Source organism: Emticicia soli, assembly GCF_037860775.1.
GTDB lineage: Bacteria > Bacteroidota > Bacteroidia > Cytophagales > Spirosomataceae > Emticicia > Emticicia soli.
Genome location: NZ_JBBEWC010000004.1, coordinates 160,102 through 177,190, shown reverse-complemented (window position 1 = coordinate 177,190; position 17,089 = coordinate 160,102). Strand labels below are relative to the sequence as shown.

The following is a 17,089-nucleotide window of genomic DNA, read 5'->3' as shown; positions in this document are numbered from 1 at the left end:
AAAAAAGAAAAAATACAAACATAAAACTAGGCGTACAAATTCTCAAGGGCTTCTTTAAGTCTAGGAAACTCATAAGAAAAAGATACCTCTTCGCTTACTCGCTTATTTTTTACATAATTGCCTCCTAGAACAGTAATAGCTAGCTCGCCAAACAGCAGTTTTATAGCAAACGATGGAATATTAGGTAACCAGAGCGGGCGTTTTAGAACTTCTGCTACTGTTTTGGTCATTTCTTCGTTCCTGATAGGCTCAGGAGCTACTGCATTATAAGGGCCATGCATTTTTTTGTCTTCAATAGCTTGTAGATACAATTGGCACATATCATCAATATGTATCCACGACATCCATTGTTTTCCGCTACCTAACGGAGAGCCTACGCCTAATTTAATAGGCTGTGCAAGTTTAGGTAATGCACCTCCGGCTTCGCTTAATACAATGCCCGTACGAAGGCTTACGGTTCTTTCAGCTTGTGTAAAGTTTTTTGTTTCGGTTTCCCATATTTTGGTGCAGGTAGCCAGAAAATCATTCCCTGCATTACTGTTTTCATCGAGCCTTGTTTCTCCGGTATCACCACCATAAAAACCAATAGCTGAAGCAGATACAAAAGCTTTTAGTTTTATTTTATGTGTCTGTAAATGTTTATTAAGTAACTGTATTGGTTTTATCCGAGAGTCTATAATTTCTTGCTTACGTTTATCTGTCCATCGCTTATCGGCAATTCCAGCGCCTGCCAAATGCACAATGTAATCAACATTTGTCAAGGCATCAGCCTCTATCTGGCCTTTTTCTATATTCCATTGATACACTTTTACATTTGGTATTTGTTCCTTTTTGCGGCTCAAAAAAGATACCTTGTAGCCTTTGCTTAGCAAAAGCTTTGTCAGGTGCTTGCCAACAAGCCCGGTGCCTCCGGTAATTAAAATATTCACGTTGTTTAGTGTTTTTTTGTAGTTTTTAAACATTGAAATCATCCGAAATGTTTAGGCTTTGCTTCCTTGTCCACTTATTCAATGCAATTTTTTCTTCTACGCCTACAATTCATTACCTTTGGCTGTTTGTATATGGTTTCAACAAACCGTTACATTACACTCCCTAAGCTAATAATAAAATGACCAAAGCATCACCGCAAGATTACCTTAAACTTCATCTGATTGTTGTTATTCTGGGCTTTACGGCCATTTTGGGTCGGCTGACCGATGTATCTGCTTTGGGAGTAGTATTTTACCGTACCTTGCTTGCCTCGCTGGGTATGTATGTAGTAGCACGTATCCAGAAAAGAAATATTCTTATCCCATTCCGTGATAGCTTACCCTTGTTAGGTGTTGGGGCTATTATAGCATTACATTGGATGTGTTTCTTTGGCTCGGCAAGAGTTTCTACCATTGCTATTAGCCTGGTTACTTTTTCGGTTACTTCGTTTTTTACGAGTATCCTGGAGCCTATCGTTAAAAAAACAAAAATCAGTTGGATAGAGGTTTTGTTAGGCGTGCTTGTAGTAGCCGGAATGTACTTTGTGTTTAAATTTGAATACAAATACCTAACAGGTATTATAATTGGAATTATAGCTGCTTTGCTGGCTACAATATTTTCGGTATTAAATGCACAGTTTGCCCAAAAATACGAAGCCCAAACCATTACGTTTTACGAAATGGCTGGGGCGTTTGTGGCTTCGTGGGTGCTTATTCCGATAATTATCTATGCTGCACCTGATACTAATTTTCAGTTGATACCAAGCCCGACAGACTGGATTTGGATAGCTGTGCTGGGCTTGGTATGTACGGTGTATCCTTATAACGAAATGATAAAACTGCTGAAAAAAATATCGGCATTTACGCTTAATCTTTCTATCAACATGGAGCCTATTTATGGCATTCTGCTAGCTTATTTCATCTTTGGCGAAAAAGAGCGTATGACTACCGGTTTTTATATAGGTGGTGTACTGATATTGTTATCAGTTGTTTTGCATCCGTTTTTAAAGCCATCAAAGTAAAATTAATTACTTACCCTACTTTCTTCCTCGTTTCGGGTACTTTGTCGGGTTTTATAGTTTGATTTCCCGAAACTATAAGTTATAGAGAATACTACTTTCTGATTGCCGTACCAATGCGATAATTCATTATCGATAATACTTTTTTCTCTGAAAATCAGTTGGAGGTAGTTAGTATTAAAAATATCCTGCACGTTAAGCTTAGTATTCAGTCTTCCAGTCAGCCAGGTTTTCTGTAAGCCTAAGTCTAGGTAATAAATGGGCTTAAAAATATAGAGCCCACTTCCTCTTTGGGCTACATAGTAGTAGTAAATATCAAGTGTAAAATCTTTTGCAAGGGTAAATATCTGGCTGCCATTTATCATATAATGTTTAATCGGAATCTGGTAAACTACGCCATGATACGGTGTCTGGTCTTTTTTATAATACAAACCAAGATTATGGTTCATTCGCCACCATTTTTTTATTGTAACAGGTATGCTGGCTTCTAGCGTAGCAAATTGGTTATAAGGTAGATTTGTACCCAGATACTCCAATACATTTGTAACGCGGTTATACTCAGGGTAACGGGTCATTGGGTCATTTTCCTTGCCTATATTAAGCAACAAATAGTAATTCTTTCGGGTATAAGATATACTCAATTGCTGGGTTGTAGAAGCTAAGAGATACGGATTACCAACCCAATAGTTTAGAGGGCTGAGGTAAAACCGAAACGGATTCAGGGCTTCAAAGCCGGGGCGTGTCATGCGATGTGTATAAGCGGCTGTAAGCTGTTGCTCATTGGCAAGAGGATAAGTGAGGTTAATACTTGGCAACCATTTTAGGTAATTACGCTCTGTAATTTTGTTGTTAGTAATGGCATTGGCGATGGTATGGGTATTTTCGACACGTAGACCTATTTTGTAACTAAGCTTACCCCATTTATTGCCATAGGCAGCATAGGCGGCTGAAATGTATTCGTTGTAATGAAAATTATTGGTTCGGCCGAGGTCGAGTACAAAAGTGTTGTCTTTGTTCAAGGTATCATACACCAAATTATTCTTTGTGCTTATTGTAGCAAACTTGATACCTGCCTCCAATTTACCTTTTTGGATACCAGTGTTGAAATCTGCCTGCGCTGAGCGGATAGAGATATTATTTTCAAGATTTGTCTTCCAATAATTGAGTAAATTTCCGTTAAGCGTTTGTGTATTCTGAATGTCTTCGGTCAGATGATTATTAATATCTGAAGCTATGCCAAGCAGTTGCAACTTACTTTTACCAAATTGAGCATCATAGCTCAGGTTAATGCCATAATTATGTTGTTTTGGTGTGTTTTTATTAATGCTGTTAATGTTTGAGAGCACCAATTCATCGGTCGCATTAGTAAAATGCAATGTATTGTCTGCTACGGCTTTTCTATTAAGTTGATTGGTACGTAGTATTATACCGATATTCTGATTCTTTTTGATATGATACTCTGCTTCAAGTTGTAGGTTCAGGTTATTATTATTGGTTTTTAGCCATGTATCGGTGCGCATAATATTAGTATTAGCTTGGTGTTGCAAAGCTCTGTATCGGTATGGCGTAGCACCTGTCAAATAGCCTATTCGTGCTGTATAAGCTATCTGAAGAGTATTGTAAGTTAATGTGAGGTTATTATTCGCTAGAGTGTAATCATTTTGTTGCAGGTTGTTCGTATAATTACCTTTCCAGCCCAAGGTTTTATCAGTTTCCAGTCTGATGTCGATAATTGCTTTAAATTCGGCATCGTACCTGCCTGATGGATTTGAGATGAGTTCTATTGACTCAATCATTTCGGGTGTAAGGCTGTTCAAGTAATTCTGTAATTGTTCGGCACTCATGGGCATAGGCTTGCCATTGATAAATATGGTAGGAACTATACCGCCTGACATCGATAAACTTCCATCATTATTAAGCTGTACGCCAGGTATTTTCTTTAGTATATCATACCCATTAATAGAGGTAGTAAAGAGCTTATTCCCAGCAATACTTACCTTCAATTTTTCATCTGACTGTTGAAGTTGTATTTTATCAGCTTGTACGTTTACTTCATTAAGCAATTGATTGGCAGTAGTGAGCAACACGTCTGACATCTGAAAAACAGGTTGTGTAGTATTTTCTAATGAGATACGCTGATAAAGCTTTTGATGTTCGACTGACGAAAAGAGTAAAATGTAATTAGCTCTCGGTATGGCTGAGAGTTCAAAAAATCCGGTGGAATCGCTTATAGCTCCTTTGATTAAGCTTGAGTCCTGCGCAGCAAGCAATGATACATTAACAAACGGAACGCCTTGTTTATTGGTACTATCAAGTACTTTGCCTTTGATAGTAGTTTGGGCAATTGTGAGAAAACTAGAAAAAGCAAAAATAATGCTTAAAAGCAATGACTTAGACATAATATTAACATTTAGACAAATATTTGCCAAATGTAATTTTTGAAGAAAAACCAGCGGTTCAGATTTTAGAAATCAGGAGTTCGGAATTATAAAACCGAACTTTGTAGAGAAAATGTATGAAAATAATTGATTGATAGTGAGGTTTTTATATGGTTTTTTGTTTCTCTGTTTGTTCTTTATAAAGCATAGGTGTGGTATTCTTTAATTTTTTAAAAGTTGTATAAAAGGTAGATTTAGCGTTGAAGCCAACCTCATAGCCGATGGCTTCAAGCGTAAGGTTAGGCTGCTCGATAATCATTCTGCAGGCTTCTTCGATACGGTATTCGTTGATATAAGTAGAGAAGCTTTTACCCAGATTATCGTTTAGTAATTGTGAAAGTTGATGCCCTGAAATATTGAGTTTTTTCGATAAATCGTTCAGTTTAAGGTCAGGGTCTTTATATAATGCCTGCTCTTTTAATAATTGCTCAAGTTTATGTGCTAAAGTATTAGCTTGCTCGTCGGCTATTTTTTTGTTAGCATATCGGTCTTGTGGAGCAAACAAAAGATTATCCATCTTTTCTTTTTTTATCAAAAACAAGAGACTGATATATAGAATAAGCGTAAAAGAGAGCGGACCGCTTATATAAGAGCCTTCTACGATATTGAACATGAAAAATATATAACCGATAACAATGATGCTATTGCCTGCCAATAATAATAATTGAAACTGCTCAGAGAGGTTTAATTTTTCTTGTCGCTTATAGGCTTTAACTATGGTATCTTTCATGACGAATCCTGTAGCCACCATATACAGAAACCATTGTAGATAAATGCCTCTAATGACATAGTACCAAGGGGCAGGGTATGCTTCATAAGGAAAAATTACACCTATAGAAAGAATAATTGCCAGATGAAAAACAAAATTTCGCTTCCAGTAGGTAAGTAAATCTACGGTATGCTCACGAATAGATTTTATGAGATAAAACAGCGTAGGGCCAATAAAAAAACAAGCTGATAGGCCTATTTGTAGGTAAATGCGGTCTAAATCAGGCTTAAAAACCAAAAATACCGATTTACCGATTCTGACACTCAGGAAAAATAGTAATAGACCTAGCAGGAATCCGGTAAAGTTTCGATTCTTTTTGAAGAATAAAAAATAGGTAGCTAAAAGCAAACCATTGAAAGCGCCCAAGCCACTAAAGAAAAACATTAACTCTTGCCTGATACCCATGAGTCTTGAAGTTTTAGCATAGCTTTTACACAAAAATATTCAAAATAATCGGAGCTTCAAGATTATTTTTTAAACAAAAAAGGTCTTTCAGAATGTTCTAAAAGACCTTTTTTGTACGTATATCTGATAATTATTTTTTACCGTAACGTTTGTTGAATTTATCAACACGACCGGCTGTATCAAGCAATACATTTTTACCAGTATAGAATGGGTGTGATTGTGAACTAACCTCTACTTTGTAAACAGGGTATTCTTGACCATCTTCCCAAACGATGCTTTCTTTCGTATTAACACATGAGCGTGTTAAAAATTTGTAATCTGACGACAAATCCCAGAAAACAACTGGTCTATAATTTGGATGAATATCTTTTTTCATTGCTGTATTTGTATTGAACTTCTTAAAATCGCTAAAACGGGTTGCAAAATTATTAATATTTTATCATAAAAAAAAGAATATTCAAATTTTAATAGAAAAAACAACTATTTTTTACAATTAATTATAGCAAGCCTTTATTTCAGCCCTGAAAACCGTGTTATTATCAGCCTGAAAACCTGTTCCCAGAATAATTGCATTACCGGCTTCATAGCTCACATTTGATGGTGCAAATATTTTATTATTTGCGTTAATGGTTTCTCCGGCCTTCTGAATTACAGTAACACCGCTGTAGTTATCGCCCGGACTCACAAGGCTTAAAACGCTTGATGTAATAGTAATAGTTGTACCATTAGAATTGCCATTAATAGTAGGGTTTGTAGAAACCACCCTAATTTTATATTGGCCGCCTGCCACTACATTAGCCGGAATAGTACAAGCTACATTACCTGCACTGTTTGAAGTACCAATCACAACCGGGTTATCGAAAGAACTATATAAATCTGATAATTGAACTTCGAACTGATTGCCCGGCAAAAATGTGCCTGTTGTACCAAAGTTGACATTAAAGGTATTTGTACCACCTGCGCAAAGTGAGTTAATATTGAAGGTAGGCGTTGCAATAGCTGCATTGCTGGCAACAATGCTGAAATTAATAGCCGTAGGGCCATAGGTTACATTACCTTGCAAATTGCTTTGGTTGTAGCCTGTTACGGTTAATGTATAGTTGCCAACAGGTAAGTGGCGGCCCAGCACCGTATTGCCTGTATTGTTGAAAAGTGCATAAATAGGCACATTTTCTATGGTTTCAACATTCTGGAAAGGAGCAGGACCTTGTAAAACAATTCTGAAGCTCTCAATAACAACCGACGGACAAATAGGGTTTAGTATAATAGAGGTTTCTTCAGGAACCTGTGCAATTACCATATTATTCTCCAACGGAAATTTATAATCGAACGGTGTTCCGGCTAATACATAATCAAAATCTACTACTTTGCTACAAGGGTCATTATTACTTACCAATACAAAAGTTGTGGCAGTAGCAGTACAAGTACCTTGTGTAACCGTAACTGTATAAGTGCCTGTCATGCCAACAGTAGCATTGCTAATATTTGCAGGGTTATTACTGCTGCTAAAACTATTTGGACCCGTCCAACTGTAAGTACTACCACCAGAGCCGCTTAACTGAATGGTTTGCCCTACATTATAAGGGCCTGTATTACTTGCTGTGGCGTTAATAGTCGTAACTGTAATAGTGGCAGGCGTAGCTGCCGCTTCGCTGCATACACCATTTTTTACTATGGCTCTGTACTGTGTAGTTTGTGTTAATGCAGAATAACTAAGAGTAGTACTGATATTGTTAATTGTTGTAAAAGTGGCAAAATCGTTGGTCGAAGACTCCCACCTGAGAATAGTACCTGTGTGTCCAGTCAAGGTAAGCGTACCGCTGTTATTACCAGCACATACAGTAGCACTGGTATTTACGCTCCCGGCTTGTGTTACACAACCTTGCACAATAGTAAGCGTAGCGGGTTTTCTGATGCTAGTCTGGCAACTTAATCCACTGCCTGCACAACCAGCTTCGGCATAGTAGGTATAAGTACCAATTGCGGTATTAGTTGGTATAAACTCATTGCCTGTGCCTACCTGTGTGCCACCTGTTGGGGCATCCCACCAGGTAATACTGCTTGCCGAGCCTGCGCCTGTAGTATAAACTGTAACCGAAAAACTCTCTACACATAGAGGGTCGGCAGGTGCGTTATCATTGGCTATTAGCTTCCAGATACCGTTAGGGCTTGTGCCATCTAGCATAGACAAACTTTGAGCAGGACTAAATGTACCTGAAGCGGGGCTTGAACCTACCGCACTATTACCATCTTCAAATACTGTTGTAACCACACCAACATAAGTACCTGAAACTGAATAAGTACTGGCATTGAGCAGGTTTATTGTTGTATTGTTGGGGGCAATAATTTTAAATGATATTTCATTATTGAAAGGGTTAGCGTTACCACCTGTTGTACCACAGTCGTTGATAGTCCCTCCATTTCTTTTGCGCCATCTGATAGAAACCCTTGTAAGCACAATATTGCCATTCATGCCTGCAATTGTTACTGTAGGGTCAGAACCGCTTTTATTACCGTTGTCATAGCCAATAACTGGCCCCGAATAAGTAAAAGTTTGCATTGGATGGCAATTACTACTGGCTTGTAGTCCATTTCCGGCAGTAATTGTAGTGCCTTGGCTGATGGTGCGGTTTACAGTAGTAGGTGTAGGAACGCCTAGTTTACCTGTAATTTTTATAGGTGAAGACACCAGCGTACAGTTGAGGTTGGTAATAGCTACCGAATACAAACCTGATTCTTTAGCTATGAAGCGTGCCTGTGTTTGCCCTGGCAAATCGGTATTGTTTCGTTTCCATTGAAACGTATAACCTAAGGCGCTGTTGGCATCAAATATTACCGAGTCACCTTCACAGAAAGTAGTTGGTCGTGTTATACTAACACTAGCAGTTGGGCAGTTTGGGTTCAGCGTGCTTAAAACCGCTGCATCAGCTCTTATGAGCCCGTTTCCGGTAGCATAATCAAAACCTGTGTCGAAAGTGGGAGTTGAGGGGTCATCCATATCTACACACGAGTTAATAAGAGCCGTTTTGATAGCATTTGGACTTAGGCCCGGGTTGCCTTGTAGCATTAATGCGGCAACTGCTGCTGCATGCGGAGCAGCCGCAGAAGTACCATTGAAATTAGGTTTGCCATCATTTTCATAATCATACCCGGCAATAAAAAATGAGGTGTTTGCATTGTCAGGTGCAACTATTTCTGGTTTTTGTCTGACAACTGGCGTTGGAAGCAAAGTGCCGGAGATAGAACGGTAGATAGGTGTGCCTCCACGAGAGGTATAAGACTCAGGCAATGGGGGAGTAACACCATACGCCGGAGTTTTGTCATAACTGGCTGCTCCTACGGCTATTGTGTGTGTAGCATTATGATGGCCAATAATGGTTGATGCTTTAATACCCACAATATCAGATGGGGTGTTAGACCAGCTTAAACCACGAAACCCTATAAATTTTATATTACGAGGATTAGTACCTGCTTTTTTAGTAATAAGAACATAGGCAGGGCCAGAGCCATAAACCTGCAGTATTTCAGCCGGGTCTCCGCCAATGTTGCTATCGGTACTTGAGCTAACCACCTGATAGCCGCCTCCGGAGACCTGCACTAAAATATAAAGGTCGAGGTCGGCAGTAGCACCTGCCGAGCCATTGCCTGTGCTAAAATAAGGGTCGTCCCATTGCAAAGTCATGGTCATACCCCCAGATATCTGGATTGGTAAGATGTATTGGGGATTGGCCGATGTACCAAAATTATGAGCAGTTTCGGTGCTATTCAAAAAAGGCTCAAATGTAGTAAACTGAAAAGGGGCTTCATAAGAACTATTGATTGAGTTGCCGGCTGATGAATAATAAGACACACCATAATTTGCCGTTACTTCGTCGACCGCCTGTGCAATTATGCCATCCTGAAAGAAGGGCTCGAGCAGATAAGTAATATCATCAACAATAATTTTACATCCTGCTTGTGCCAGTGCTCTGATACCATTAGCAAAGTCGGCTTCGCCATTAAAGGCAGAATAATAGTATAGCTGCGCACCTGGTGCTACATCGTGTATAATTTCAATCATGGCCCGGCCTTCATCACCACCGCCTTGCATTGATTCACTCAATACTGTTACAGGGGTTGTAAAACCATCTGGGTTGCCTACACCTGGCAACTCTCCTGAGTTTACACCTGCCGTGGCTCCGCCTAATAAATTATAACTATCAGATAAAACGCCGATTTTTACACCAGCACCATTTAATCCTGATAGCTGTCTGGCTATGCCTGAGCGTTGTGCTGAATCGCCTTGGGTCATAACAGGGCCGGAGTTATTCAGTGGCTTAATTACGGGTTGTATCCACGAAATATTTTTTGAGTTCTCAATCAGGCCATTGATTTTATCTACATCTACCCAACAGGTAACTCTTTTCGACGAGTAGCTTATTATTTCAATAGCCGAGGCAGTAAGCTCTTTTTGCAAAGCTGCTACGTCTGCCGTGGCTATTACATCAACCATGATTTGTTTATTGAGCTCTTTAAATTGAAGCAAGTTGTAGTTTCGTACACTACTCACATCAACAAGTTGATTATTGGTGGTAAGAGAAGCTATTTGTGCCAGGCCTAGTTTTAATTTAGGATTTGTAGGGGCAGGAGTAAAGTTAATTTTCTGGGCATGAGTGTTAAAAATAAACAGGCTAAGCAAAAGGGTAAGAAATAGTATAGGTTTTTTCATGGTACCGACAAATTGATAGAAAAACAAAGTTGGAAATTTAAAAAATAGAAAACAATACAGTTTTATTTGTATTTTTTCCTTTGATACTTAAAACTCTTAGGTATTACTTAACTTAGTACTTCCCGTAATACCTGAAGAGATTTTACCTCACCAAAATCTTCTATGTGCAGTTGATAAAATAAAATAATTACTTCTAGTAGATGGTTTCTTGCTCCTCTGCTCATGCCGAGAGGTGTCTGATAATCGGCAGCAATAAGTTGATTCATTAAGGTTTTATAGCCTGAGTCGAATGGGATAATGATATTGGCTTCATGAAGTTGCGCCATGATTTCATTAGAATCGCGCGGTAAAAAGCCCAGAAAGAACGCATATTTCAATAAGAAAATAAGATGGAAATTCTCGAAATGCTGCTCAGTTTCATCTAAGAAAATAAAAGAATGATAGAGGAAATCGAATAAAACGGCGTTCTCGTTGCTTTCTTTTAGGGTTTTATTGAGAACCTCGTCAAGAAACATTGCTATGCTCGATTTATAAACATCATAAGGAAGCGTTTTAAAAGGATAAGCCGCTTTGATTTCCGAGATTCGGTGAATCTCTTTTTTGTCGTCATGGTACAATACCATATCTACCAGTGTAAGCGGCTGAAACAACGCAATCCGGTTTTTGCCTTTGCTACTCCGCACACCGTTTTCTATATATGATTGTATCCCAAATTTTTCGGTATAGATTTTGGCGATGATAGACGTTTCTCGGTAACGAATATAGTTAATTACTATTCCCCGGGTTTTGTGAAGCATGATAAAGTAAGAAAATAAACAAAAGTAGCCATAAGGCATCAATAAAATGCCAATATATACTAATCAATCGGAGTTTCAATTGATTTGGTGGATTTACACTATAAACATAAGACTCAACATATTCCATTCGCTGAAAAGCATCTTTGTTGGCTACTCCTAAAGCAATAATGCCACCAAGCGCATGAATCAGATGCAAGCCAGATAGAATATAAATAAACATTCCACCTGTATTGTTGCTCATAGTAATACCGCTGATAATCATTTGCCGCCAGCCTAGTGCCTGTAAAATCATAAAAACAATACCAAATATTAACGTTAGACTGATATTGAGCCGATAACTGCGAAAACGCTCTTCTCTGAATGCCTTATTGGCCCAATGAAGTGTAGAGCTGCTTACAAGTATTATCCAGGTACTAGCCCAGAATACGCCGGGTATTTTTAGTGTAATTTGTTGATTACTAAACTCTTTTTTAACAAAAACCAGAATGATGAAAAAAAACAGCAGACTACTCCCCAGAATGCCCAGATAAAGCATAAATGAAAGAGGTTCACGGCGTTTTGTAAGTTGTTTCAACATTCTCTTTGGTGGTATTAGTTAAAATAACCTTGCCATAGCGCAAAGTCCGGAAATTGTGCTTTTAAGTCTTTTTCTGTCTCAAAAATGCCATACACAGTAGAACCCGAGCCTGTCATAGAAGCATATAGTGCTCCTTGCTCATATAACACTTTTTTGGTCTCTGCAATGGTCGGATACTTCCATAACAAATTTTGTTCAAAATCGTTTTTCACAATACCCTCCCATTTATTTAATGGTAATAATAATGCTTCTTTCAGCGGAATTGCCGCTTTTTGGGGTTTTACTCCGGCATAAGCTTCGGCTGTTGATATATGAATGGCAGGATTAACCAGTACGATGAATCTGCCTTTTAAATTTAACGAAAATTCTTCAAATTCATCGCCTTTATTGTAACAAAATACCGGACGATTTTCGATAAAAAATGCACAGTCAGAGCCTAATAGGCGGGCATAGTTTTGTAGCTCATTTGTATTAAGACCCAACTCAAAGATTTCATTGAGTATTTTTAGGGCAAAAGCACCATCGGCTGAGCCGCCACCTAGCCCTGCACCCATAGGTATCACTTTGTGCAAATGAAAATGTGCCGCTTTATCTGCCATTTTAGGGTTTTTGGTGCGTATTAGCTGAAAAGCCTTAATACACAGATTGTTTTTTTCATCGCCCGGAATAGCCAGACCAGAACTCTGAAACTGAAACTGCGCAGCGGGGACTATTTCGAGCGCATCGCACCAATTGACAGGATAAAAAACTGATTCAATGTTGTGAAATCCATCGGGGCGTTTCTCAACAATGTTGAGCCCAAGGTTTATTTTGGCGTTTGGGAAAGTAAGCATTGATTGAGCAATAAAAAACCAAATGTAATAGGTTTAGTTAACATATAGTAATTCATTTTTTGTTTTTAAAGAAGTACCTATCTATATTCATGTTTTATTATTTCAGATACCAATACCATGCAAACACTCAAATACATATTTATTTTGTTGGCTACCAGTTTTTTAATGTTTAATTGTGGAGGTAATAAAGAAGAAACAAAAGCACCTGAAACAGCCGAAGATATAGTACAGAATATTACTGAAGAGGCCGAAAAACTAGCGAATGAAGAGCCCAAAGACGTAGTAGACCCAAAATTATTACAAGAGCTATTACCTGCTGATGCCAATGGCCTGCCCAGAGAAAAAGTATCAGGCGAGAAAACAGGTGCTATGGGTTTTCAGGTAGCAACGGCTGAGGGGAAATACTTTGAAGGAGATAACTCTATAGAGGTAAATATAGCAGATGTAGCAGGTACCGGTGGTATTATGGGTATGGCAGCTTGGTCAATGCTTAATATTAACACGGAGTCAGAGACGGGCTACGAAAAAACAACTACATACAAAGACCATAAGGCATTTGAAAAATATGATGCCCAAACAAAAGAAAGTGAAATGGCAGTGCTTATAGCCAGCCGCTTTGTGGTTAGCATAAAAGGTACTAATGTTGATATGAGTAAAATCAAAGCTACTCTTGATGACATCGATTTAAGAAAACTTGCAGACCTGAAATAGCCTTAGCCCTTAGTGGCCAGTAGGTTAACAAAGCACCCAAAAGTATTTAAAAAATATTCGTTGCTATTGAGAACTTCTGTTCTTGTTCTGAGGTTTATTATTTACCTCAACGTAAAAATTTTACCTTTGTTTGAATGTCATCTCATCATATTGTAAGAGAAAAACAAGAACCTGCATTGATTATTGCCAATGGTGAGGCATGTAGTTTCGAGTTGTTGGGGCAACTGCTGGAGTGGAGTCCTTTCGTTGTTGTTTTAGACCAGGCTATCTATCGTGTAATGGAGCTCGGCATAAAAGTTGATGTACTTTTAGGCGATTTTGATGTTAACATTGACTTAACAGAGATAGAGAAAAGCCAGTATCCTATCGAGATTATTCATACCCCAGACCAGGAAAAAACAGACCTTGAGAAGGCTTTTGAAATGTTGATAACTCGGGGCTTCCCTGCAGTTAATGTGGTATGGGCAACGGGCCGCAGAGCCGACCACTCTATCACCAACATGACCAGTATCATACGTTACAAAAGTAAACTTCGTATCGTCTTAATCGACGATTATTCAGTAATATATCCTTTATTACCTACTCCAAATGTCTTTGAGAAGTGGTTTGCTAAGGGCTCACCCATTTCTTTGATACCTGTTGGTACTGTTACGGGTATACGAACGGGGAATCTGTTGTACAAGCTTGATAATGAGGAACTTAAGCTCGGCTATAGAACCGGAAGCAGTAATGAGGCTGCCAGCGACGGGATTGTAAGTGTTTCTTATGAAAAAGGAGACCTTTTAGTGATGGAATGCCATGATTAATGGGTGATTTTTCAATGTGGATAACTTTTTCAGAAATAATTTTTTTTTCTGAAAATTAAATATTTACATTTGTTAATGAAAACCCAACCTAATCACTACGTAATTCTTTACTAAGAAAAAATCTAAAAAGTGTGCACAAGCTTGTGGATAACTTTTTAATTTGATTTTTTCTACCTTCCTTAAAAACTAACTGACTGATTATTAGGTCTTAACATTTTCTTAATATTAGACTTTTTTACTGTTGCTAAAATGGTATAGAAGTGCGGTTTTTTCAAGCCTTTAGAAATTGTTAATTTTACATACTGATTTAGTGATAAACCAGTGCGTAAAAATTTATATGACTAGCAGAGTTGACTGCTTGTAACCCAAAATAATTTAAACCCAAAAAGTAATGGCGGTCACAATAATTATAAATTCAATGTTGCTGTATTTTTTGCGTGTCCAGACCATACGTGCTTGGTCTATAAGAATATTTTTCGAATCCAAACCCCTTACTGAGACTGCCTTATGTATGTAATCAAACGAGACGGACGCCGCGAGTCGGTAAAGTTCGACAAAATTACTGCTCGTATTGAGCGATTGTGCTATGGCCTAGAGCCGGCATTTGTCCAACCCGTTGAAGTAGCCATGAAAGTTGTAGCAGGAATTTATGATGGAGTGAGTACTTCGGAATTAGATAATCTTGCTGCGGAAACCGCCGCTTCGATGACCACCAAGCACCCTGATTACGCTATTTTAGCGGCTCGGATTGCTATCTCTAATCTTCACAAAAACACTTTGAAGTCTTTTTCGGGTACAATGAAGATGTTGTATCAGTATGTTGACCCGAAAACCAGCCAGAATGCATCATTGATTGCAAAAGAAACCTGGAAAGTGATTCAGAAACATGCGGCAACGCTAGATTCTGCAATTATTTATGACAGAGACTTTGGTTATGATTATTTTGGTTACAAAACCTTAGAAAAATCGTATTTACTAAAGCTAAACGGTAAAATCGTTGAACGCCCGCAACACATGCTTATGCGTGTAGCAGTGGGTATTCATGGCGATGATATTGACCGTGTACTTGAAACTTACGAATTGCTTTCGGAACGTTGGTTTACGCACGCTACACCTACATTATTTAATGCAGGTACGCCAAAACCACAGCTTTCGTCGTGCTTCTTATTGACGATGAAAGACGACAGCATTACCGGTATCTATGATACCTTACGTCAAACAGCGCAAATTTCACAATCAGCAGGTGGTATAGGTTTAGCTATCCACAATGTGCGTGCAACAGGTTCTTACATTAAGGGTACTAATGGTACTTCTAATGGTATTGTGCCGATGCTTCGTGTTTTCAACGATACTGCCCGTTATGTTGACCAAGGCGGCGGAAAACGCAAAGGCTCATTTGCTATATATATTGAACCATGGCATGCCGATATATTTGAGTTTTTAGATTTAAAGAAAAATCACGGAAAGGAAGAACTACGTGCTCGAGATTTATTTTACGCTCTCTGGATTTCTGACTTATTTATGAAACGCGTTGAGGCCAACGATACATGGTCGTTGTTCTGCCCTAACGAAGCTCCGGGTTTGTCAGAGTGTTACGGAGAGGAATTTGAAAGATTATACCAAAAATATGAGTCAGAAGGTAAGGCTCGTAAAACAATTAAAGCGCAGGACCTTTGGTTTGCAGTGATGGAGTCGCAGGTAGAAACAGGTACACCGTACATGTTATACAAAGATGCGGCCAACCAGAAATCGAACCAGAAAAACCTAGGCACAATCAAATCTTCGAACCTGTGTACCGAGATTATCGAATACACAGCACCAGACGAAGTAGCCGTTTGTAATCTTGCATCAATTGCATTGCCAAAATACATTGTAAAAGATGCCAAAACCGGCTTTTTGAAATTTGACCATCAGAGATTGTATGAAGTTACGAAGGTTATTACCCGTAACCTGAATAAAGTGATTGATGTCAATTACTATCCTGTTCCTGAAGCAGAGAAAAGCAATCTTCGCCACCGCCCTATTGGTTTAGGGGTTCAAGGCTTGGCCGATGCGTTGATTATCTTAAGAATGCCTTTTGAATCAGACGAAGCCCGTCGATTAAACAAAGATATTTTTGAGACCATCTACTTTGCTGCAATGGAAGCATCGATGGAATTGGCAGTAAAAGAAGGACCCTATGCTACATGGGAGGGATCTCCTATTTCGCAAGGTATCTTCCAGTTCGACATGTGGGGTGTAACGCCTGACTCAAACCGTTGGAACTGGGAAGAGCTTCGTGAGAAAGTGAAGCAAAATGGTGTGCGCAACTCACTTTTGGTGGCTCCTATGCCAACAGCCTCAACTAGCCAGATATTAGGCAACAACGAATGTTTTGAGCCTTATACTTCAAACATCTATACTCGTCGTGTATTGTCAGGTGAGTTTGTAGTGGTAAACAAACATTTGTTGAAAGACTTGGTAAAAATTGGTCTTTGGAACGATACCATGAAAAACAAGTTGATTGCTGCAAATGGCTCGGTACAAGGCATACCTGAAATCCCACAGAATCTGAAAGATATCTATAAAACAGCGTGGGAAATCAAGCAAAAAACCATTATTGATTTAGCAGCCGACCGTGGTGCATTTATCTGCCAGAGTCAGTCGTTAAATATCTTTATGGAAAATGCTAATTTCGGTAAACTTACTTCTATGCACTTCTATGCATGGAAAGCAGGTCTGAAAACAGGTATGTATTACCTACGCACCAAAGCTGCTTCTGACGCTGTGAAGTTCACGGTAGACAGACAAGCAATTGCAGAAGTAGTACCGGCTGTTACAACCGTTGAGGAAAAACCATTAGATTATGCTAAATATGCCGAAGAACAAACGGCAAAAGCATCAGCTGCCGCAACTTTTAATAGTGATGATGAATATCAATATGCTGCTATGCAATGCTCACTCGACGACCCTGAGGGTTGCGAGATGTGTGGCTCATAGGGATTCCGACTTTCTTTCTTTCTTAATCTTTCACGAAAAACCACCTCATTTGAGGTGGTTTTTGCTTTGTTATGATGCC

12 protein-coding genes are annotated in these 17,089 nt (G+C 38.9%); 4 read left to right on the top strand and 8 right to left on the bottom strand.

Annotation, left to right across the window (positions count from 1 at the left end):
* Positions 1–26 precede the first annotated feature (26 nt).
* Positions 27–929, bottom strand: a complete 903-nt coding sequence (locus WAE64_RS06520) for a TIGR01777 family oxidoreductase (RefSeq protein WP_340235443.1) — start codon at positions 927–929, stop codon at positions 27–29.
* Positions 930–1,108: 179 nt separating this feature from the next.
* Between WAE64_RS06520 and WAE64_RS06515 the strand changes: the two genes are divergently transcribed.
* Positions 1,109–1,990 carry a DMT family transporter gene (locus tag WAE64_RS06515; RefSeq protein ID WP_340235442.1) on the top strand — a complete coding sequence of 294 codons (882 nt, stop codon included), beginning with the start codon at positions 1,109–1,111 and terminating at the stop codon, positions 1,988–1,990.
* A gap of 2 nt (positions 1,991–1,992) precedes the next feature.
* On the opposite strand, the gene WAE64_RS06510 is transcribed toward WAE64_RS06515, so the two are convergent.
* The 7 genes from WAE64_RS06510 to ispE all read right to left on the bottom strand — a co-directional run bounded on the left by WAE64_RS06510 (position 1,993) and on the right by ispE (position 12,514).
* Complete coding sequence (locus WAE64_RS06510) at positions 1,993–4,386, bottom strand: outer membrane beta-barrel protein (RefSeq protein WP_340235441.1); 2,394 nt, start codon at positions 4,384–4,386, stop codon at positions 1,993–1,995.
* Between the two features lie 145 nt (positions 4,387–4,531).
* The gene (locus WAE64_RS06505) at positions 4,532–5,599 is read right to left on the bottom strand and encodes a helix-turn-helix domain-containing protein (RefSeq protein WP_340235440.1); all 1,068 of its coding nucleotides are present in this window, start codon (positions 5,597–5,599) and stop codon (positions 4,532–4,534) included.
* Positions 5,600–5,729: 130 nt separating this feature from the next.
* Positions 5,730–5,975 (bottom strand): type B 50S ribosomal protein L31, encoded by a 246-nt coding sequence (locus WAE64_RS06500; protein ID WP_340235438.1) that lies wholly within the window; start codon positions 5,973–5,975, stop codon positions 5,730–5,732.
* A 117-nt stretch (positions 5,976–6,092) separates the two neighbouring features.
* The gene (locus WAE64_RS06495; protein WP_340235437.1) at positions 6,093–10,307 is read right to left on the bottom strand and encodes a 3-coathanger stack domain-containing protein; all 4,215 of its coding nucleotides are present in this window, start codon (positions 10,305–10,307) and stop codon (positions 6,093–6,095) included.
* Positions 10,308–10,414: 107 nt separating this feature from the next.
* Complete coding sequence (recO, locus tag WAE64_RS06490) at positions 10,415–11,104, bottom strand: DNA repair protein RecO (protein WP_340235436.1); 690 nt, start codon at positions 11,102–11,104, stop codon at positions 10,415–10,417.
* Entirely contained in the window at positions 11,073–11,681 is a 609-nt protein-coding gene (locus WAE64_RS06485) for a cytochrome c oxidase subunit 3 (protein ID WP_340235435.1), read from the bottom strand. Before WAE64_RS06485 ends, recO begins: the two co-directional genes overlap by 32 nt.
* Positions 11,682–11,695: 14 nt before the next feature.
* Positions 11,696–12,514, bottom strand: coding sequence for a 4-(cytidine 5'-diphospho)-2-C-methyl-D-erythritol kinase (gene ispE / locus WAE64_RS06480; RefSeq protein WP_340235434.1), 819 nt, complete (start codon positions 12,512–12,514; stop codon positions 11,696–11,698).
* Positions 12,515–12,631: 117 nt separating this feature from the next.
* On the opposite strand from ispE, the gene WAE64_RS06475 reads away from it, so the two are divergent.
* The 3 genes from WAE64_RS06475 (at position 12,632) to WAE64_RS06465 (ending at position 17,010) form a co-directional block, all read left to right on the top strand.
* Positions 12,632–13,225: a transposase gene (locus WAE64_RS06475; RefSeq protein ID WP_340235433.1), complete on the top strand. Its 594-nt coding sequence runs from the start codon at positions 12,632–12,634 to the stop codon at positions 13,223–13,225.
* Between the two features lie 134 nt (positions 13,226–13,359).
* The gene (locus WAE64_RS06470; RefSeq protein WP_340235432.1) at positions 13,360–14,031 is read left to right on the top strand and encodes a thiamine diphosphokinase; all 672 of its coding nucleotides are present in this window, start codon (positions 13,360–13,362) and stop codon (positions 14,029–14,031) included.
* Between the two features lie 507 nt (positions 14,032–14,538).
* Positions 14,539–17,010, top strand: a complete 2,472-nt coding sequence (locus WAE64_RS06465) for a ribonucleoside-diphosphate reductase subunit alpha (protein ID WP_340235431.1) — start codon at positions 14,539–14,541, stop codon at positions 17,008–17,010.
* Positions 17,011–17,089 lie beyond the last annotated feature (79 nt).